This is a genomic window from Streptomyces sp. NPDC050625, assembly GCF_040654755.1.
Taxonomy (GTDB): domain Bacteria; phylum Actinomycetota; class Actinomycetes; order Streptomycetales; family Streptomycetaceae; genus Streptomyces.
The window spans coordinates 36384-54521 of sequence record NZ_JBFAIQ010000034.1; the positions used below are offsets into that span (position 1 = coordinate 36384).

General features: G+C 69.7%; 24 protein-coding genes. 8 read left to right on the forward strand and 16 right to left on the reverse strand.

The features are described 5' to 3' along the window. Nucleotides 1-120 precede the first annotated feature (120 nt). Nucleotides 121-858: a polysaccharide deacetylase family protein gene (locus tag AB0I54_RS40725; protein ID WP_363301383.1), complete on the forward strand. Its 738-nt coding sequence runs from the start codon at nt 121-123 to the stop codon at nt 856-858. A 15-nt stretch (nt 859-873) separates the two neighbouring features. Here the strand turns inward: AB0I54_RS40725 and AB0I54_RS40730 are convergent, their stop codons facing one another. From AB0I54_RS40730 to AB0I54_RS40755, 6 genes are all read right to left on the reverse strand, one after another. Further along, nucleotides 874-1035: a hypothetical protein gene (locus tag AB0I54_RS40730; protein ID WP_363301384.1), complete on the reverse strand. Its 162-nt coding sequence runs from the start codon at nt 1033-1035 to the stop codon at nt 874-876. Between the two features lie 241 nt (nt 1036-1276). Further along, complete coding sequence (locus tag AB0I54_RS40735) at nt 1277-1951, reverse strand: dihydrofolate reductase family protein (RefSeq protein WP_363301385.1); 675 nt, start codon at nt 1949-1951, stop codon at nt 1277-1279. Continuing rightward, a complete protein-coding gene (locus tag AB0I54_RS40740; RefSeq protein WP_363301386.1) occupies nt 1951-2457 on the reverse strand; it encodes an SRPBCC family protein in 507 nt (168 codons plus the stop codon). Before AB0I54_RS40740 ends, AB0I54_RS40735 begins: the two co-directional genes overlap by 1 nt. Before the next feature lie 3 nt (nt 2458-2460). Continuing rightward, nucleotides 2461-2802, reverse strand: coding sequence for a metalloregulator ArsR/SmtB family transcription factor (locus AB0I54_RS40745; protein WP_363301387.1), 342 nt, complete (start codon nt 2800-2802; stop codon nt 2461-2463). Nucleotides 2803-3019: 217 nt separating this feature from the next. After that, the gene (rfbB, locus tag AB0I54_RS40750) at nt 3020-4012 is read right to left on the reverse strand and encodes a dTDP-glucose 4,6-dehydratase (protein ID WP_363301388.1); all 993 of its coding nucleotides are present in this window, start codon (nt 4010-4012) and stop codon (nt 3020-3022) included. Further along, complete coding sequence (locus AB0I54_RS40755; RefSeq protein ID WP_363301389.1) at nt 4009-5076, reverse strand: glucose-1-phosphate thymidylyltransferase; 1068 nt, start codon at nt 5074-5076, stop codon at nt 4009-4011. Before AB0I54_RS40755 ends, rfbB begins: the two co-directional genes overlap by 4 nt. A 186-nt stretch (nt 5077-5262) precedes the next feature. Here AB0I54_RS40755 and AB0I54_RS40760 point away from each other — a divergent pair, with 186 nt between their 5' ends. After that, a complete protein-coding gene (locus AB0I54_RS40760; RefSeq protein ID WP_263217224.1) occupies nt 5263-5682 on the forward strand; it encodes an ester cyclase in 420 nt (139 codons plus the stop codon). Nucleotides 5683-5802: 120 nt separating this feature from the next. On the opposite strand, the gene AB0I54_RS40765 is transcribed toward AB0I54_RS40760, so the two are convergent. Both AB0I54_RS40765 and AB0I54_RS40770 read right to left on the reverse strand, forming a co-directional pair. Then, a complete protein-coding gene (locus AB0I54_RS40765; protein ID WP_363301390.1) occupies nt 5803-6813 on the reverse strand; it encodes a Gfo/Idh/MocA family oxidoreductase in 1011 nt (336 codons plus the stop codon). Continuing rightward, complete coding sequence (locus AB0I54_RS40770) at nt 6810-8228, reverse strand: NDP-hexose 2,3-dehydratase family protein (protein ID WP_363301391.1); 1419 nt, start codon at nt 8226-8228, stop codon at nt 6810-6812. Before AB0I54_RS40770 ends, AB0I54_RS40765 begins: the two co-directional genes overlap by 4 nt. A 235-nt stretch (nt 8229-8463) precedes the next feature. Here AB0I54_RS40770 and AB0I54_RS40775 point away from each other — a divergent pair, with 235 nt between their 5' ends. Continuing rightward, on the forward strand, nt 8464-9639 hold the full coding sequence (locus AB0I54_RS40775; protein ID WP_363301392.1) for a glycosyltransferase: 1176 nt from the start codon (nt 8464-8466) through the stop codon (nt 9637-9639). A 271-nt stretch (nt 9640-9910) separates the two neighbouring features. After that, the gene (locus tag AB0I54_RS40780) at nt 9911-10492 is read left to right on the forward strand and encodes a GNAT family N-acetyltransferase (RefSeq protein ID WP_363301393.1); all 582 of its coding nucleotides are present in this window, start codon (nt 9911-9913) and stop codon (nt 10490-10492) included. Between the two features lie 83 nt (nt 10493-10575). Here AB0I54_RS40780 and AB0I54_RS40785 read toward each other — a convergent pair whose 3' ends face one another. The 7 genes from AB0I54_RS40785 to AB0I54_RS40815 all read right to left on the reverse strand — a co-directional run bounded on the left by AB0I54_RS40785 (nt 10576) and on the right by AB0I54_RS40815 (nt 14749). Then, on the reverse strand, nt 10576-11130 hold the full coding sequence (locus tag AB0I54_RS40785; RefSeq protein ID WP_363301394.1) for a GNAT family N-acetyltransferase: 555 nt from the start codon (nt 11128-11130) through the stop codon (nt 10576-10578). 161 nt (nt 11131-11291) lie between these two features. After that, the gene (locus tag AB0I54_RS40790) at nt 11292-11417 is read right to left on the reverse strand and encodes a hypothetical protein (protein WP_363301395.1); all 126 of its coding nucleotides are present in this window, start codon (nt 11415-11417) and stop codon (nt 11292-11294) included. Nucleotides 11418-11506: 89 nt separating this feature from the next. Further along, nucleotides 11507-12082: a hypothetical protein gene (locus AB0I54_RS40795; protein WP_363301396.1), complete on the reverse strand. Its 576-nt coding sequence runs from the start codon at nt 12080-12082 to the stop codon at nt 11507-11509. A gap of 96 nt (nt 12083-12178) precedes the next feature. Continuing rightward, nucleotides 12179-12412: a DUF397 domain-containing protein gene (locus AB0I54_RS40800; protein WP_363301397.1), complete on the reverse strand. Its 234-nt coding sequence runs from the start codon at nt 12410-12412 to the stop codon at nt 12179-12181. 203 nt (nt 12413-12615) lie between these two features. Next, nucleotides 12616-13119 carry a DUF6415 family natural product biosynthesis protein gene (locus AB0I54_RS40805; protein ID WP_363301398.1) on the reverse strand — a complete coding sequence of 168 codons (504 nt, stop codon included), beginning with the start codon at nt 13117-13119 and terminating at the stop codon, nt 12616-12618. Beyond that, nucleotides 13116-13238 (reverse strand): hypothetical protein, encoded by a 123-nt coding sequence (locus AB0I54_RS40810; protein ID WP_363301399.1) that lies wholly within the window; start codon nt 13236-13238, stop codon nt 13116-13118. Before AB0I54_RS40810 ends, AB0I54_RS40805 begins: the two co-directional genes overlap by 4 nt. Before the next feature lie 320 nt (nt 13239-13558). Continuing rightward, complete coding sequence (locus AB0I54_RS40815) at nt 13559-14749, reverse strand: helix-turn-helix transcriptional regulator (RefSeq protein WP_363301400.1); 1191 nt, start codon at nt 14747-14749, stop codon at nt 13559-13561. Nucleotides 14750-14868: 119 nt separating this feature from the next. Here AB0I54_RS40815 and AB0I54_RS40820 point away from each other — a divergent pair, with 119 nt between their 5' ends. The 3 genes from AB0I54_RS40820 (at nt 14869) to AB0I54_RS40830 (ending at nt 16265) form a co-directional block, all read left to right on the forward strand. Next, on the forward strand, nt 14869-15417 hold the full coding sequence (locus tag AB0I54_RS40820) for a flavoprotein (RefSeq protein ID WP_363301401.1): 549 nt from the start codon (nt 14869-14871) through the stop codon (nt 15415-15417). 213 nt (nt 15418-15630) lie between these two features. Continuing rightward, complete coding sequence (locus AB0I54_RS40825) at nt 15631-15888, forward strand: hypothetical protein (RefSeq protein WP_363301421.1); 258 nt, start codon at nt 15631-15633, stop codon at nt 15886-15888. Between the two features lie 8 nt (nt 15889-15896). Continuing rightward, nucleotides 15897-16265 (forward strand): hypothetical protein, encoded by a 369-nt coding sequence (locus AB0I54_RS40830; protein WP_363301422.1) that lies wholly within the window; start codon nt 15897-15899, stop codon nt 16263-16265. Between the two features lie 33 nt (nt 16266-16298). Here AB0I54_RS40830 and AB0I54_RS40835 read toward each other — a convergent pair whose 3' ends face one another. Then, a complete protein-coding gene (locus AB0I54_RS40835) occupies nt 16299-16421 on the reverse strand; it encodes a hypothetical protein (RefSeq protein WP_363301402.1) in 123 nt (40 codons plus the stop codon). 85 nt (nt 16422-16506) lie between these two features. On the opposite strand from AB0I54_RS40835, the gene AB0I54_RS40840 reads away from it, so the two are divergent. After that, nucleotides 16507-18072: a cytochrome P450 gene (locus AB0I54_RS40840; protein WP_363301403.1), complete on the forward strand. Its 1566-nt coding sequence runs from the start codon at nt 16507-16509 to the stop codon at nt 18070-18072. Nucleotides 18073-18138: the final 66 nt, after the last annotated feature.

Here is an 18138-nt window from a genome sequence, read left to right on the forward strand (position 1 = left end):
TGCTTCTGGAGCCTCTCATACCTGCTTCCCAAGGCCCTTTTGGATCGGATGGGCGAGCCTGAAATCAGGTGGACCGTCCCGAAGGGGTTGGTGATGCCTTCCGGAGCAGGATGGCGGCGCATGGCGGCGACAGCGGTCGCAGCCACGCTGGGCGCGTTCGCAGCCGCGCCGGGCCTGCCATCATCGACCGCCGCTGCGCTCTCGCACGGGCTCGCCCGGTCCGGCGCACCGGCTCCCTTCGTCGACTGCCGGGACACCAAGTGTGTGGCGCTGACCTTCGACGACGGACCGACCCAGTACACAGCGGCCATACTCGGCACACTGGAGCGCCAGCACACCGTGGCCACGTTCTTCCTGATCGGACCGCACGCTCTGCACTACCGGAAGGATGTGCTGAGACAGCTGCGGGACGGCGACGCGATCGGCGACCACACGGTGACCCACCCCAACCTCACCCGCCTCGCGCCCGCCCGGATCGACCACGAGCTGGAGACGGCGGCGGGGCAGATCGCCTCCGTCACAGGGCACCGGCCGACCCTGTTCAGACCACCTTTCGGAGCGTGGAACGCCAAGGTGCGTGCGGCAGCCGGTGCGGAAGGTCTTCCGGTGGTGATGTGGAGCGTCAGCCCCGCAGACTGGAAGAACCGCAACCCCCACCTCATCGAGCAGCGCGTGCTGGCACGGGCGCGACCCGGCGCGATCATCGTCCTGCACGACCGGTACGCGACCACCCCACCGGCCGTCCCGCACATCATTCACGCGCTGAAGGCCCGCGGTTATGTCCTGGTCACGGTCCCCCAGATGTTCGCCACGACCGGCGGCCTGCACCCCGGGGCCGTCTACGACCATGGGCCGTAGCCGCCGGCACGGTTGCTACTTCTTGTGGGTCGGCGTGGGGTGGGGTGTGGCGGCGTGCTGACTGTCGGCGACACTGGCCTTGGCCGGCACCGCGACGGCGGAACCGGTAGCGGCCACGGCTGCTCCGCCTGCCAGCATGCCTGCGGCGACGCTGGCGACCAGAGTGCGTGCGATCATGCCTCGCATGATCGTCAACCCTTCCGTAGTCGGCGTCAGTAGCGCTCAGTTCGATTCTTGACTCCGCTGCTCGGGGCTCGCATCTCGATCTCCGGGTGGTTCGGCCGATCCGAAGGTTGAAGCTTCTCCTGCTTGTTCGGCGGATTCGGACGGAGGCCGGCCTCGATCCTTCATGAGGGTCCGTCAGTTCGCGGCCGAGGTACGGCGACGGGCGGAAGCAACCTCCTGAGTTGTCGAAGGGCTACCGTGGATGCACGGCGTAGGTCAGGTGCGTCACCCGCGACGACGGCTCCGAACGGACCGGCTCCAGCGCGATCCTGGACGCGTCCACGCCGTCGAACAGGCGGGTGCCGGCGCCGAAAAGCACCGGTGACAGCGCGATCGAGAACTCTTCGACCAGGCCGGCGTTCAGGTGCTCCAGGATCGTCGCGCCGCCGCCGGCGATGCGGACGTCGCGGTCGCCGGCGGCCTCGCGGGCCTGGTCGAGGGCTTGCTCGATGCCGTCGTTGACGAAGTGGAACGTGGTACCGCCGGGCCGCTCCCACGGGTCACGCTTGGTGTGCGTCACGACGAAGACCGGGGTGTGGAAGGGCGCTTCCTCCGGCCATGCCTGCTCGCCGAGTTCGAACATGCGCTTGCCCATGACGCTCGCGCCGGTGCGCTCGAACGTCTCGCGCGCGATGTCGTTGTCGCGGCCCTCCTCGCCGCCCTCGCCCAGCTTCAGGTTCTCCCGCATGAACCGCAGCGGGAACAACCACTGCTGCAGCTCCGCCCACTGCGCCAACCAGCGCTGAACGTCCGGGTCGTCCTGCTTCTCGGGCGCGAAGAAGTCGTCAACGGGCACGGACTCGGGGAAGACCGGCGCGATGAACCCGTCCAGCGACATCGCCACGCTGAAGAACACCTTCCCGGCCATCAGCCCTGCGTCCCCTTCCGCGCGAGGTCGGTGACGTAGGCCGCCAGGTTGCTCAGGGTCTGCCGGCCGCCCTCGATCGCGTGGTACTTCTCGACCGCCTCGTCGCGCAGTTCCTTGGTGGGGAACACCGTGCGCATCTCGATCCGGGTCGCCGCGCCGTCCGACGCGAAGGTCAGGACCGACTCGAAGGCGTTCGGATCGTCGCGGGACTCACCGTGCAGCAGCTCGATCCGCTCCGGCGGGGCGATCCGCTGCCAGCGGATCCACTCCTGGTAGTCGGTCCCGTCCGGCCCGTGCAGCACGAAGTCCCACTCCCCGCCCTCGCGGAACTCGAAGGACCGCGTGGTGGTGGTGAACCCCTCCGGACCCCACCACTGAGACAGGTGCCGGACCTCGGTGAACGCCTCGAACACCAGCTCCCGCGGGGCGTCGATGACCCGGGAGATCACGATCTCCCGGTCGGCCGTCGCCGGCTCCGACCCCGTTTCTTGCCTTGCCCCTGCCATCGGTCATTCCTCCTGCCGTGCCTGCTTGAGGTCCTGCACGTAGGTGTCCAGCCGGTCGAAACTCTCGTTCCAGAACCGCTCGAATCCGCCGACCCACTCGTGGACCGGCCGCAGCCCGCGGGCGTCCAGGCCGTAGAGGCGCTGCTTGCCGGCCTCACGGACCCGCACCAGCCCCACCTCCCGGAGCACCCGCAGGTGCTTGGACGCCCGCGGCTGGCTCATCCCCAGCTCCCGGGCCAGATCGGTCACCGGCCACTCACCCGCCCGCAGCAGCGCCAGGATGTCCCGGCGCTGTGGCTCGGCGATCGCGTTGAACGCGTCCGACGTCGTCGCTGCTCGTGCCATGGCAGCCATCGTATTCCCATATCGGCATACGTCAAGCCGGTCGAGAATCGGGCGAGTCTTGTCGGACGGTGCCGTCCAGCCGCACTCCTGTCAGCGCGAGGACTTGTAGATCACTCGGGAGCATTGCCCTGAAGCCGCGGCCGCCCCGGACCGGGCAGGGTCCGGGGCGGCATGTGAGTCCGGGGCGGCAAGCGGGAACGAGGCCCGCCCGGTCAGTTCACAGCGCCGCTCGCTCCTTCAGCGGCTCCCACCATGAACGGTTCTCGCGGTACCACGTGAACGTCTCCGTCAGGCCCTGCGTGAAGTCCTTGCGGGGGCGGTAGCCCAGTTCCGTGGTGATCTTGGTGCAGTCCACCGAGTAGCGCAGGTCGTGGCCCAGGCGGTCCGGGACGTGTTCGACGCTGTCCCAGGTCGCGCCGGCCAGGTCCAGGAGGAGCTGGGTGAGTTCCTTGTTGCTCAGTTCCGTGCCGCCGCCGATGTTGTAGACCTCGCCCGCGCGGCCGCCGGTGCGGACCAGTTCCAGGCCCTGGACGTGGTCGTCGATGTGCAGCCAGTCGCGGACGTTCAGGCCCTCGCCGTACAGCGGCACGCGCAGGCCGTCGAGGAGGTTGGTGACGAACAGCGGGATGACCTTCTCCGGGAAGTGGTGGTGGCCGTAGTTGTTGGAGCAGCGCGTCACCCGCACGTCCAGGCCGAAGGTGCGGTGGTACGACAGTGCCAGCAGGTCGGAGGAGGCCTTGGACGCGGCGTAGGGGGAGTTGGGCTTGAGGGGGTCCGTCTCCGGCCAGGAGCCCTCCGCGAGGGAGCCGTACACCTCGTCCGTGGACACGTGGACGAAGCGGGCCGGGCCGCCGGGGCGGCGCAGGGCCGCGTCCAGCAGGGTCTGGGTGCCCAGGACGTTGGTGATGACGAATTCCGCCGCCCCCTGGATGGAGCGGTCTACGTGGGATTCCGCCGCGAAGTGCACGATCTGGTCGTGGCCGGCGACGAGTTCGGCGACCAGGTCTCGGTCGCAGATGTCGCCCTGGACGAAGCGGAAGCCGGGGTGCTCGCGGACCGGGTCGAGGTTGGCCGGGTTGCCCGCGTAAGTCAGCTTGTCGAGCACGGTGACCGCGACGTCGTCCGGTCCGTCGGGGCCGAGAAGCGTGCGGACGTAGTGCGAGCCGATGAAGCCGGCGCCGCCGGTGACGAGGATGCGTGTAGTCGTCATGAGGAAATCTGCACCTTGCTGTGGTCGCCGAGGATGAGCCGGTGCGCGGCGGGCACCCGCGGAGCGGGCGTCACCTCCACGTTGCGTCCGATGATCGATGCCTCCACGCGGCGGGCGCCGTGCACCAGGGAGTGGTCGAGGACGATCGAGAACTCGATCTCGCTGTCGGTGATTTCGCAGTCGCCGGCGATCGAGGTGAACGGGCCGATGTAGGAGGAGGTGACCACCGTGCCCGGCCCGATCACGGCCGGGCCCACGATGCGCGACGCCGTCACCGTCGCGCTCTCGTCGATCTGCACCCGCCCGATGATCTCGCTGGTGTCGTCGACGGTTCCGGCCACGCGCGGCTCCGCACGCTCCAGCACCGTCCGGTTGACCTCCAGCATGTCGGCGACGTTCCCGGTGTCCTTCCAGTACCCGGAGATCGTCGTCGAGCGCACGTCGCGGCCGGCGTCGATCAGCCACTGCAGCGCGTGGGTGATCTCCAGCTCGCCGCGCCAGGACGGCTCGATGGAGCGTACGGCCTCGTGCACGGCCGGCGTGAAGAGGTAGACGCCGACCAGCGCCAGGTCGCTCTTCGGCGACTTGGGCTTCTCCTCCAGGTTGACCACGCGTCCGTCGGCCCCGAGTTCGGCCACGCCGAACTGCCGCGGGTCGGAGACCTGGGTCAGCAGGATCTGGGCGTCGGGACGGTCCGTGCGGAAGGCGTCGACCAGGGAGGAGATGCCGCCCACGATGAAGTTGTCACCGAGGTACATCACGAAGTCGTCCTCGCCGAGGAACTCCCGGGCGATCACCACGGCATGGGCCAGGCCCAGCGGCGCCTCCTGCGGGATGTAGGTGACGGAGACACCGAACTTGGAGCCGTCGCCGACGGCCTCCCTGATCTCGTCGGCGGTGTCCCCGACGACGATCCCGACCTCCGTGACACCGGCGTCCGCGATCGCCTCCAGACCGTAGAACAGCACGGGTTTGTTGGCCACGGGCACCAGTTGCTTGGCCGATGTGTGGGTGAGGGGGCGCAGGCGGGTTCCGGCCCCGCCGGAGAGTACGAGAGCCTTCATGGCGTCGAGGCTAGGAGCGGGTACTTGAGCGGGGGTGGGGGATCGGCCGCGCCCACAGGGGCCCTCCAGGGCGACTCAAGAGGGAGTACGGATCCTCGGTGCAGTTCCGTCAGGAGTTCCGTCAGGAATTCGGCAGGGGTTCCGTCAGGAATTCCGTGAGGCGAGCCCGAGAGAGGCAACACACCCATGGCAGACAACCACCGCGCACTCGTCCAGGCCTTCGTCGACATGATCAACAGTCATGATGTGAGCACGATGAGCGAGCACACCGCGCCCGGGCACATCGACCACAACCCGGTCGTCGCCGACGGCATAGAGGCCAACGCGGCCTTCTTCCAGCAGATCTTCGACGCGTTCCCGGACGTCCACGTCGTCGCCCACGACGTGATCGTCGACGGTGACCGGATCGCGGGCCGGTTCGAGTACTCCGGTACCCACCGCGGCACCTTCTTCGGCGTCGAGGGCACCGGCCGCACGCTGAGCTTCCAGTCCATCGACATCTGGCGCGTGGAGAACGGGCTGCTGGCCGAGCACTGGGACCAGCTGGACATGGCCGGGATGTTCCACCAGCTCGGCGTCGACTTCTACGCCATGCAGGGCGCCTGAGCAGCACACAGCAACACACAGCAACACCCAGCTGCACACGCGGAAACGCCGGCGGCCCGGCGCTGCGACGGGAGGTTCTCCGTCGTCGCGCCGGGCCGCTTTCCCTGTGGCCGCGCTCCGTCAGCGGCCGGCCGCCCGCTCGACCTCCTCCACGAGCCGGGCGTGGTCCAGGATCGCCTCCGCGTGCGGGGCGAAGTCCTCGCCGTGCAGTACGGCACGGGCGAAGACACCGGCGATGTTGGTGAAGTGGTGGTCCTTGTCCAGGGCCATTTCGCTCACCTCGCCGTCGCGTTCCACCTTGAGTACGGGGGTGAAGTCGTCCGGTGTGCTGAAGGCCCGCTCCAGCCGCAGCCGCCCCCGGCTGCCCCACAGCCCGTACCCGCTGATGTAGGCGTGCTCGACGCCGTAGGCCAGCTGCGCGGCGGCGCCGGACGGCGACACCAGCAGCGCGCTGCCCGCGGGGCTCGGCCCGTAGGCACTGGCCGGGCGTTCCTGGGCCCCGGCCACCCGGAGCCCGGGGCCCAGGAAGAGCTGGGCGGCGCGGATCGGATAGGCGGCCACCTCCGGCAGGGTGCTGGCCCGCCGGGGTGTGCCGCCGGGCTCCGCGGCCGGCCGCAGTGGGATGCCGAACTCCGAGGAGAACAGCTGGACTTCACCGATCAGCCCGTCCGCGACGAGCTCCCGTACCCGGGCGTGCTGGGAGTGGTGGAGGAACATGAAGCCCTCCATCAGCAGCAGGCCGCGCTCCCTGGCGAAGGCCACCGCCTTCTCGGCGTCGGCCAGGCTGGTGGCGAACGGCTTCTCGCACAGCACGTGCTTGCCGGCCGCCAGCGCCCGCAGGGTCCACTCCACGTGCATCTCGGGCGGCAGCGGTATGTACACCGCGTCCACGTCGTCGCGCTCCAGCAGCCGTTCGTAGCCCTCGACGGGCGTGCCGCCGAAGAGGTCGGTGAACTGCCGGGCCTTTTCCGAGGTGCGGCTGGCCACCGCGGTCACCTCGACCAGCGGCTGCCGTTCCAGCGAGGGGAGCATGCGCCGCCGGGCGATGTCCGCGCAGCCCAGCACGCCCAGGCGCAGGGGTCGTACGGCATGAGGTCGTACGGCGTGGGGTCGTACGGCGTCGGCGCTCACCGGGCGAACACCCCGCTCAGCGATCCGCCCAGCGACCAGACCGCGCGCAGCCCGGTCAGCAGCGTCCGGGCCTCGATGTTCAGGTAGTTGCTGTGCCGTACCAGCGCGCTCAGCTGCTCGGCCGTCACCCACACGAACTCCTCGGGTACGTCCACCGGGAACTCGTCCCCGACCTCCATGAGGACGTAGCGGTTGCCCGCGTGGTGGAAGCGTCCGCCCTCCTCGGACTGCACGGTGTCGTACAGCAGCTCGTCGGGGGTCGCGCGCAGGACGACGTCCAGGTAGCGCGGCCGCAGCTCGGGCGGCAGGGTCAGCGCCCTGCCCGGCTGGCACTGCACGGTCGGGCCGAGCTCGGCGACGTCCAGCACGCCCGCCTCGGACCTGGCCTGCGCCAGCAGGTGCGGCACCCCGCAGATACGGCGGATCAGGAAGGCGGACAGGCCCTGTTCGGCGGGGGCCAGCAGGGGCTGGGTCCAGCTCTTCACCTCGCGGTTGGCGGCCGCGACGGACGCGGCGATGACGGTGAAGTGGTGCCCCGTCTCGTGCTCGATGCCCTCGTCGGTGCGCCGCCAGCGCTCCACCCGGTTCAGCGGCAGGGTGCGCTGCACCAGCTCGCGCCGGGCCTTGACCTCGGTCAGCCGGCTCAGCACCTGCTCGGTCGGGTGCAGCGGCAGCCCGCTCTCGCCGAAGGCCGGGATCAGCGACAGCACCGTACGGGCGTCCATGTTGACGACGTTCGACTCGTGCAGCAGCTGGTGGATCTGGCCGAGGGTCAGCCAGACGAAGTCCTCGTGCTCGGGGACGTCCCCGACGGCCTCCACCACGATGTTGCGGTTGCGCTTGCGCAGGAACCAGGAGCCCTGCTCGGACTGGAGCGAGTCGTACAGCACCCGCGACTGCATCCGCGGCGGCTTGAAGTAGTCGATGTAGCGGACCGCGGCGCCCTTGTGCACCCCGGTGTAGTTGCTCCGGGTGGCCTGCACGGTGGGGGAGAGCTGCACCGTGTCGACGTTGCCGGGTTCCATCTTGGCCTGCATCAGACAGTGCAGGACGCCGTCGAACTCCTTGACGACGATGCCCAGGATGCCGATCTCGGGCTGGTTGATGATCGGCTGCTCCCACGACGTCTCGTGCCCGTTCCACTCGGTGCGCACGCTCAGGCCCTCGACCGAGAAGAACCGCCCGCTGTCGTGCACCAGGTTCCCGGTGGTGTCCTCGAAGTGCCAGCCCACGAGCTCGGAGAACGGGATGCGGCGCACGTCGTAGCGGTTGGTGCGGCGCTGGGCGGAGAACCACTCGTGGAACACCTCGTTGGGCGTCACCGCGCTGTCGAGGGCCTGCGCGGACAGCATGAACCGCTGCACATGACTCCTCGATACACCCGGAGGCGCGACTGCCTGGGTGGTGATGGTCATCAAGGGGCTCCTTCGGCTTGTCTCGCGCACCCTGGGGCGGGCGGCCGCACCACGACGATGGGGCGGCGCGATCGGCTGTGCCTGGAGAGCGCCTCGACCTGCCCCAGAGGGGCGCTCGATCCGCCGAGCGAGTTCCGACCGGCCTTCAAATGGCCTACTATCAGCGAAACTTGTCGATGACAGAAAATCTGTCGGCACTAGACAACCGGTGTGCGCGTCCCTACGCTGGGGCGGTATGAGAATCCTCTTTGCCGGCGCCGGTAACTTCGGCCACGTCTATCCCCTCCTGCCGTTGGCGAAGGCCGCCCGGGCTGCGGGCCACGAGGTCTCCTTCGCCACGGGTGAGCAGTTGCACCCCGCCGTGGTGACGGCCGGCCTTGAGCCGGTGGCCGCGGGCCGGTCGGTGCCCGAGGCGTTCATGGAAGCAGTCAGCTCTCGAGCCGACCTCGCGGGAGCGGGCGAGCTCGGGGCCCAGGACGTGCCGCCGGAGGTGCTGGCGTCCCTGCACGTGCAGGTGTTCGGCTCCGTGCTGCCGCGCTGGGTGGCCGCCGACCTCGCCACCGCGCTGGAGCGGCTGCGGCCCGACCTCGTCGTCTACGAGGCACTGAACCCCGGTGCCGCCTTCGCCGCCGCGCTCGCGGGTGTGCCCGCCGTCGCGCACGGCGTGGGTGTGATGGCGCTGGGCCCGGAGGAGGAGCGCATCCAGCAGGAGCTGCTCGCCACCGCAGGCGACCTCGGCGTGGACGTGCCCTTCGGCCAACTGCTGGCCCTGTCCCGCAGCTACATCGACATCGTCCCGCCGTCCATCCAGGACCCGGGCTTCCTGGCCGCGCCGCTGCCCCGCATCGAGCAGCGCACGGTCGCCTACTCCGAGCCGGGCGAACTGCCCCAGCGGATACGGGAGTCGGGCAAGCCGTTCGTCTACCTCACCCTGGGCACCGCGCTCGGCTCGCCCGAGGTGCTGCGTACGGTCCTGCAGGGGCTGCTGCCGCTGGACGTGCAAGTGCTGGTCGCGGCCGGGCCCGTCGTGCCGGTCGAGGAACTGGGCGAGCTGCCCGAGCGTGTGGTGGCCGTGCCGTGGGTGGCACAGCCGGAGGCGCTCAAGCACGCGTCGGTGGTCGTGCAGCACGGCGGCGCCGGCACCACGCTGGCGACGCTCGCGGCCGGACTGCCGCAGCTGGTCCTGCCGCAGGGCGCCGACGGCCCGGCCAACGGGAAGGCAGTCGCCGCCGCGGGCGCGGGCGAGGTCGTCCTCGCCGCGGACCAGTCGCCCGAGGCGGTCACCGAGGCCACCCGTCGCCTGCTCGCCGAGGAGGGCTACCGGGTGGCCGCCGGCAAGGTCGCCGCGGAGATCGCCGCGATGCCCGACCCGGCCGAGAACGTCGCCAAGCTCGTCGAACTGGCCGGCTGAAGCCGAACCGGCAGGCCGGCTGGCTGCAGCCGAACTGGCAGGCCGGCCGGCTGAACCCGCCGGGACCGGCCCGCACCGGTCCCGGCCACCGACCGGTCCCTCGGGCCACCGGGGGACCAACGGCCCCGGTGCGCGCGCCGATTCCCCCGCGGCGTGCGCACCGGCGTCGCCCCGCTCCTGCCCCGACCGGGGCGGGGGCATGGGCATGGGCAGGGGCTGGGAGCTGCGAAGACCTCCTTGCGCCGGCGCGGTGGGTGACCACAATCGGGGCGTGCACATCCTGTCGTTTCCCGAAGAAGCCACTCCCTTCGAGCTGCGTGCGCAGGTGCGGGAGATCCAGGAGCAGGCGTGGCCGTCGCCGCCCGGCGCGGCTGCTCCGCCCGACGCACCGGCCCACGATCCCGCGCTGCGGCCGCTGTCGATGCTGCTCGTGGCCGACGGGACGGTGGTGGCCGCGCTGGACATCCTGTCCAAGGAGATCGTCCACGCGGGCGGGCGCTATGCCGGCGGAGGACTGAGCACCGTAGTGACCCGGCGCGAGACCCGTGGCCGTGGACACGGCCGACGCCTGGTGGCGGCGGCCCGCGAGACGATGCTTGAGCGGAAGCTTGACCTGGGGCTGTTCACCTGCGACCGCCCGCTCCGGGCGTTCTACGAGAGCGCGGGCTGGGTGGTCCTTCCCGGAGCGGTGCTGATCGGCGGCACGCCCCAGTCCCCGTTTCCCAGCGACCGTCCCGGCTTCGACAAGGTGACGATGGCCGCCTTCTTCTCATCCGAGGCCCGCCGGGCGGAGGCGCTGTTCCGCGACAGCCGTATCGAGCTGTATCCCGGGGAGATCGACAGGCTCTGGTGAGGTCCGCCGGGACGCCGGGATCTCGGGCGACCTGCCCCGCGACCGGTCGCCACGCCCATACGTGCGCGGCGCTGGCCTGACGTTCAGCGCAGGTCGAGCAGCATCACGTCATGGAGGTCCGCGCCTTCCCACGGTCGTGCCTCGCCGACCTTTCGGTACCCCCATGCCCGGTAGGCGGCCGACGCCGCCTTGCTGTCCGTGTGGACGTTGAGCAGCACCCGCTCTGCCTCGACGCCGACGAGCAGCGCCTCGTGCAGGCGGCGTGCGATCCCTTGTCCACGCCACGGCCCATGTACGGCAAGTTCCATGAGCCCGAAAGTGCGGTGTCCGTCCTCCCGTCGCATCTCGTCGGGCGCGGGTTCGGTCAGTTGGTCCCACCACCGTGTGGTGGGGCTGAGCAGATGGCCGTACGCCATTCCGACCGGCTCGCCGCCCTCGGTACGGGCCAAGGCTGCACGGAAGGAGGGTTTGCGTGTCTGGGAGCGGAAGCGCCTGAAGGTGGCCGTGACGTCGTCGGCGGTCTCGTTGTACGGCGGTTCCGCGAACGCTTCGGCGTAGACCAGCCTGAACGCGTCCTCGGCCTGCGCCGCAGCCGATCCGTCCAAGCGCTCTACCGCGATGGTCTCTTGCTGTGTCATGCGGTGCCCCTCCGGACGGTTTCGCGGATGCGCTCACAAACGACCTGCCGAGGACGCCGTACTCGTCTCCGTCCCAATCGACTGACTGGCCGCCTGCGACGGAGAGGCCCCGCCCATCCGCCACGGGGGGAAGCGGACGGACGGGGCCGCTTGGGGGAACGTCAGGTCGTGTACTCCAGGTCGGTCACGGCCGTCTCACACAGCAGTCCAGCCATTTCCGCCAGGTCCAGGCTGTTCAGGAATCCGATGAGGGCTTCCCTGGTCTCGCCCAGGCGGTCGGTGAACATCGGCCCCTCCAGCTCTCGGGGCAGGATGATCGATCTCCGTGGTGCCGCGCTCGTAGACGCGCGGCGCGTCGGGCCAGTCGGCCAGGAGGTCAGCCACCCCAACCGGGGGCAACAGCAGACTGAGCGACATCCGTGCTCCTCGTCGATGAGGCTTTCAGCGGGCATGGAGTGTCCGCGTGGAAGAGGTTCGGGCAGCACACGACGGCGGCCGAGAAGAGGCTGCGCGACTCGGTGTAGTGGACCCAGGTGACGTCGACTCCGCGGGGGAGTACGTCGTAGACATAGGCGACTTTGACGTCCAACTCGGCGTAGGTCTGCAAGCCGTCGGACCGCTCGAAGGGAAGGTTTCTGGTGTAGTGCCCCCGAAGCCACGCCACGGCGTCGGTGACGTCCGTCCAGGTGCGGGAGGCCTCGGCCTGCCCGCGCTTCATCAGCCAGTGACCGGTCATCAGGGGCGGCAGACTGCCGTTGGCGAACTCGCCGGCGGCCTCGCGGTAGCGGCCTGCGTGGTCGCTGTCGGGCCCCGGCTGTACGGGGTGAGGTGGGCGTTTGCTGCCCTCTTTCGCGTAGTGCTCCGGTGGGCCGATCCACGGACCGAAGCCGTGCCAGTGACCAGCCCAGTTCTGGCTGGTCAGCCTCGGGTGTTCGGGTGCGATGGTGGTCATGAGCGCCCCTGTCTCTTAATGTCCGTCCAGGACGGGCCGCCCCCCGGGGGGAGAGGGGAGGGACGGCCCGTGGTCTGCGTATGGCGGGCCGTCAGGCTAGAGCTTCAGGCCCCGGTCACGGGTCCACCGGAGGGCGAAGCTGTCGAGCTCCGCACCGGTCATGCGTAACTCGCGACCGGCGCCTTCGGGCTTGGAGTCGCCGATGATGAACGCGTCCGCTTCAGCCAGTGGAGTGGTGGTGACACAGGTCTCGTTGTCGCCGCCCAGATTCCCGCCGCACCACTTCCTGGCCGGGGTGTCTGCGGCCGCGGGCATCTCGTACAGGTTCATGGTCAACCTCCGGATTCATCCGTAGTCGGAGAAGTGGTCTCCGCCCGGTTGTGCACCCGTTCCGACCGCCCGTGGCCGGGACGGGCTCGTGGAACCCCTGCCGTCGGAGATTTCCGTTGCTCCAGCGGGAGGGGCGCTGAGAGTGCGGCCCTGACCCGAAGCGGCCGCCGTGGGGCCCCTGGTCAAAGGGCAGGTGGCGCCGGTCAGTGGCTGCGGCGCGGGCGGTTGACGCACGCGGCATGAATGCGCCCGGATCTGGTGGCGCCGCCGGACGGGCTCAACTGGTCGTACGGGACGGTCTCTTCGTCGGCCGCGATCGGCTTGTCGCAGACCAGGCACATCGTGATCCCCGACAGCGTCTCGTAGTGGTCGCACAGTGCGAGCACGGAGCAGGCGAGCTTCTTCACGCGCTCGTGTTCGCCTCGCAGCCCGGGACGCTCGATCAGGTCGAGTCGACGCTGTGCCTCGGCGACTCCGGCCATGGCCACGCTCGCGACCACTTCTTGCGGCCGGCGCGCGGCAAGCTGTCCGATCTGGTCGATCAGCTGCCACAGGTTCTGGCTGAACTCGGTGCTGTGCTGTTTCAGCTCCCCGTGGCGCAGGAGCACATCCCCGGCGCGAATGAAGTCGTGCGCCGTACCGCGCATCGTCACCGTGTCCAGCGGCGTCTTCTCTGCCCGGCACGCCTGAGGGCGGATGGCGGTCATCGCGCCGCACCCGCCTGGGCGTGCTGCGGGCAGGCGCAGGGCGGCAGTTGGGTGCCCAGTCCCTCGGGGGGTGGCACGTAGTCGTGCGGCACGCTCACACGGGCGCGAGGCTCGGTCACGATGCCCTCATGAGTAACCGTGTAGACCCTGATCGTCATCTTCGGGCCGGGTGGGTGGCCTGGGCCCGGGGCTGTAGCGTTCTGCATGTCGGCGCTCCTAAGTAGCGTTGGCCGACCCCGGAGTCGTTCGCGCGACTGCCGGGGCGCGCCTTGCGCCAACGGCCGCAGGGCCGCGAGGGAACACAGGCCTGCGCCGTTCGGAACTTTCCGACCGTGTGCCATCGCGTTGCTCCCGCGTCGTTGTTTACCAGGCGTGAGAACAGCGTGACGCTCCGAGAGGGGCACAATGCTCACAGTTTTGTGAGCGTTGTGAGCGTGACCTACAGGCCGATCCAGGCGGCCATGTGGTTCAGGGCGTCGGGAGTCCGCCGCGACAGGTGAACGAGACCGGTGATGGTCTCACGGGCCGCCGGGTGATACCGGGTCTGTTCGGGGGCCATACGCCGCGCTGCGACCAGTGACTTCAGCGCATCCTCGGTGTGCCCGGTCTCCATCTCGGTGCGGGCCTGGTCGATCAGGAAGTGGGCGCGGCGAGACGTTGCGAGCTTCGGCGTCAGCCTCTTGCTGATCTTCTGGGCCTTCTTCAGCGCGTCGTCGTACTGGTGCATCTCCACGGCAGCGGACATCTCGTGCAGGTCCACGTTGGTCGGGCCGAAGCTGAGCCAGTGCACCTCGGAGGCGTCACCGATCCGCTTCGCGATCCCGCGAGCCTCGGCGATGTGGTTGTTCACTGCGGTCGCGTCCTCCGCGCGTGCGGAGATGACAGATGCGCCGAGATGCAACTGCCCGGCCACGGCCATGGCCTCCCGTGTGTCGTCGGCCTGGCCGACTACGCTGTGTCCGGCCGCGACGAGCCGCCGCCCGATCTGGTACTCGCCCTCACGGAAGTACACCAGGGCCCGCATGTACTGCCGCACCGCCGCCAGACACGGGTCGGAGGCACGCTGCGCCGCCCAGTCCATCCGGTCCAGGGCGACCGCGGACAGGTCGTAGTAGCCAAGCTTCACACTGATGTCGTGCGCGGTGCGGTAGGCCGAGGCGAGCGCCTGCCACAGCTCGGTTGACGGCGTTGACCAGGCGGTGTGCGTGAGTTCGGCGATGAGGCCAGGCAGCTTTCGGGCTGCGTTCCGCAGATGCGTGGCGCGGACGTCCTCGCACAGTTGGTCGGCTCCGGCGATGAGCTGGTCTGCCGGCCGTACGGTCAGATCCGGGTTTGGGCCCAGGTCGTACAGGTCGAGTGATTCACGGATGGGTCGCACTAGCTCGACGAGCCGATCTCGCTGCAATTCGGTCACGTACGGCTGCCCTGTCAGCACGGTCACATCGACATTGAGGACCTTGGCGCACGCGGCCACGAAGGCGGCTGTCGCTGGGCGGGCGCCGCACTCCACCTGGTTGAGGTAGCTGTACGAGTAGGGCAGCAGATCGGCCATATGGCGCTGCGTGAGCCTGGCGAGTCTGCGCTGCTCCTTGATACGTGCGCCCGTGTGTTCGCCGTCCAGTGCGGGCATGCTGGTCTCCCGTCCTAGGCACGCACTTGGAACAGTACCCGCGCCCGGTGGCGTAGGTGCACTCTTCCGTCCCCGACTCCCCTGTGAGCGGGGGCGGTTGTGTGTGGTCGGATTGGCCCATGACGACTTCCGGTGTGCTCTACCTGTTCGGCTCCGCGGCCCCGCCCGTCTTCGATGTTGCAAACGTGATCCAGGACGCGCAGGCCCGCGGATTCGACGTGTGCCTCGGGCTCACCCCGACCGCCGCGCGCTGGCTGGCTCCTCAGCTGGCTGAGCTGGAGGGACTGACCGGCCATCCCGTGCGCAGTGAGTACAAGATGCCCGGCGAGCCGGACGTCTGGCCGAAGGCGGATGTGATCGCGGTCGCGCCGGCCACCTTCAACACGATCAACGAGTGGGGGCTCGGCCTCACGCACGACTTCGTGGTGGGCGTCGTCGCCGAGGGCATCGGCAAGAACATCCCGACCGTGGCCATGCCGTGCGTGAACGCGGCGTACGTGCGACACCGGCAGTTCGAGCGGAGCGTCGCCGAACTGCGCGACATGGGCGTACGCGTCCTGTACGGAGAGGGCGGCTTCGTCCCGAACCAGCCGGGTCAGGGCAGGCCGAAAGAGTATCCGTGGCATCTGGTCCTCGACGCGGCGCAGGAACTGAACGACCGGGCGTGAGGCAGCCACCGGCGGAATGACTCGGCGCCCCAGTCGTCCGGGGGATCAACAGCTGGGGCACCGCTGTAACGCCCATGCCTCGCGAGCGGGCGCGAGGCCCCGCCCATCCGCCACGGGAGAGCCGTGATCGTTGGCAGAATTCAGGCGATCGCCGCACCGGGTACGGGTACGGGTACGTACCCGTACCCTTGGAGGGTGGAGAGGAGCGCGATGATGTCCGATGCCAACGTCCGTATCCCCGAGGCGGCCCGGGACCGGCTGGCCGCCATAGCGGCAGCCGAGGGCCTGTCGCTGCGCGCCTACCTGGCCCGGCTCGCTGAAACCCTGCTCACCCCCGCTGAACGGGCTGAGCGGGCCGAGCAGGCTCGCGCGGCGTTGAAGGAGTGGACCGGCTACGCACCCAGTCCGGCTGAGGAGCGGGACCTCGACAGCGAGCTGGACCGTCGGCTGGCCCAGGCAACTGCCCGGTGAGCGACGCGATGCACATCGTCCTGGACGACACCGCTGTGGCCGCGGCCGGCCACGGCAATGTCCTTGCCTCCCGGTTGATCCACCGCGCCCACGCGGAGAGCGGCTGGTACCTCTACGCCCCGGCCTGCGCGCTCGTCGAAGCCGATCGTGCCCGGCCCGGTACTGCAGAGCACCTTGCCGCTCTGCCGGCCGTCACCGTCCTGGACCTGGACCTGCCTGCCACCCTGGCGGTGGCCCGGCAGAACACCTGGGCCGCGGCGCACTGCCAGTACGCCGCTCAGCCCACCCCGGACCGTCCTGACGGGGCGATCATCGCCACGACCGCCCCCGAACGTTGGATCGGCGAGCCTGTCCGCGTGCTGGACCTCAATCCGTGAAGGCCCTGACGGCCGTCCCGCCCCGTGACTCCCTCACCGAGGCCATCGGTGCGCCGGGCAGCAGTCGCGTACGGCATCGGCCGCGGGCAGCGGGGCGTGGGTGGGCGGGGCGAGCGCCTCCCACATGGAGTTGTCGGTGCAGTCGAATGTGATCAAGAGATCACCATGAGACGGCATTCCATGACGCCGCCGTGGGCAGAGATGACGCGTTTCCCGACGCCCCCAAGAAGGGAATCGCGCCATGAGCGCATCCGGATCCGCATCCGCGACCTCGTCCACCCCCACCCCCACTCGCACCGCCCCTGGAAGCCTTCCTCTGATCGGGCACGGTCTGCGGCTTGCCCGTGCCCCCTTGCCGTTCATCACCTCTCTGCGTGCACACGGCAGCGTGGTGAGGATCCGTATCGGTCCCACGCCTGCCTACGTCGTGACCGACCCTCGGCTGACCCGCCGGGTGCTGGTCACCGATGCCTCGCACTTCGCCAAGGGCGGCAAGATCTTCGATGCGCTGAGGGTCTTCATCGGCGACGGGCTGGCGACGATCGCGGACGGCGACGCCCATCTGCGCAATCGGCGGTTGATGCAGCCGATGTTCAACAAGGCGCACATCGCCGGCCGTGGCGACGCCATGATCGACCACGTCCGGGAGACGGTCAGTGCCTGGCCTGTGGGGCAGCAGCGCGACGTGTACCAGGACATGAACGACCTCACCCTGGGCGCGTTCCTCGTTTCCCTGTTCGGCGCGGACCTGCCCGAGGGTCTGGAGCGCAGGTTCACCATGCTCATCCCGGAAGTCTTGAAGGGCGCGATCCGACAGATGATCCTGCCGCCCTGGGTCACTCGGCTGCCGCTTCCCGCCAACCGGGCCCACGCGGACCGGGTCGCGCAGTTGCGCGCCCTCATCGACGAGGCAGTCGAGCACAGAGTCGGCCGGATATCCGGTGAGTCCGGCTCCAGCTCCGGTTCCAGCTCCGGCTCCGGCTCCGGATCTGGCTCCGGATCTGGCTCCGGCGCCCCGCCGGCCCCGTCGGCCGCCGGATGCCCGCACGCAGCGGGGGGCCCGGCACAGGCGGGTCTGTTCGACACCCTGTTGACCGCCGAGGACCCGCTGACCCGCCAGCAGTTGCAGGACGAGGCCATCACCTTGCTGACCGGTGCCATCGAGACCACCGGCACCACGCTTGCCTGGACCCTGTACGAGCTTTCCCGCCACCCGGACATGGCGCAGCGGCTGCGCGCGGAGCTCGCGTCGGCATGCGGAGACCGCCCGCTGCGCTACGACGACCTCGACCGGCTCCCCTATGCACGCCAGGTGCTGCAGGAAACCCTCCGCAAATACGGGCCCGCTTGGCTGGTGACCCGGACCACCACCCGCGATGTCGACCTGGGCGGTCATCTGATCCCCGAGGGTGCCGATGTCGTCTGGAGCCCCTACCTCCACCAGCACGACCCCGAGGTCTTCCCCGACCCCGACTCCTTCGACCCGGACCGCTGGACGCCCGAAACCCTCTCCGCCACCCGCGGATCGTTTCTCGCCTTCGGCGACGGACGCCGCAAGTGCATCGGCGAGAACTTCGCCTGGACCGAACTGCAGATCATCCTCGCGATCATCCTCCAGACCCGGCCCCATTTCACCGTGACCTCAAGGCCGCCGCGCCCGCAGGCAGTCGTCACGGTCAAGCCGGACCGCCTCACCATGGCGTTCTCCCAGGAGGCAGAGGCGATGAAGCAGCCCGGCGAAGAGGTGCCGCGACCCGCGGTCCTGCCCTCTTCCCCCACCGCATGCAAGGCCATGCCCAGCGGCTGACCTCGTGCCGGGCCCGGCCACGAGCGACCGCCCGCGGCCGGGCCCGGGGACTGCCGCGTACGAGGC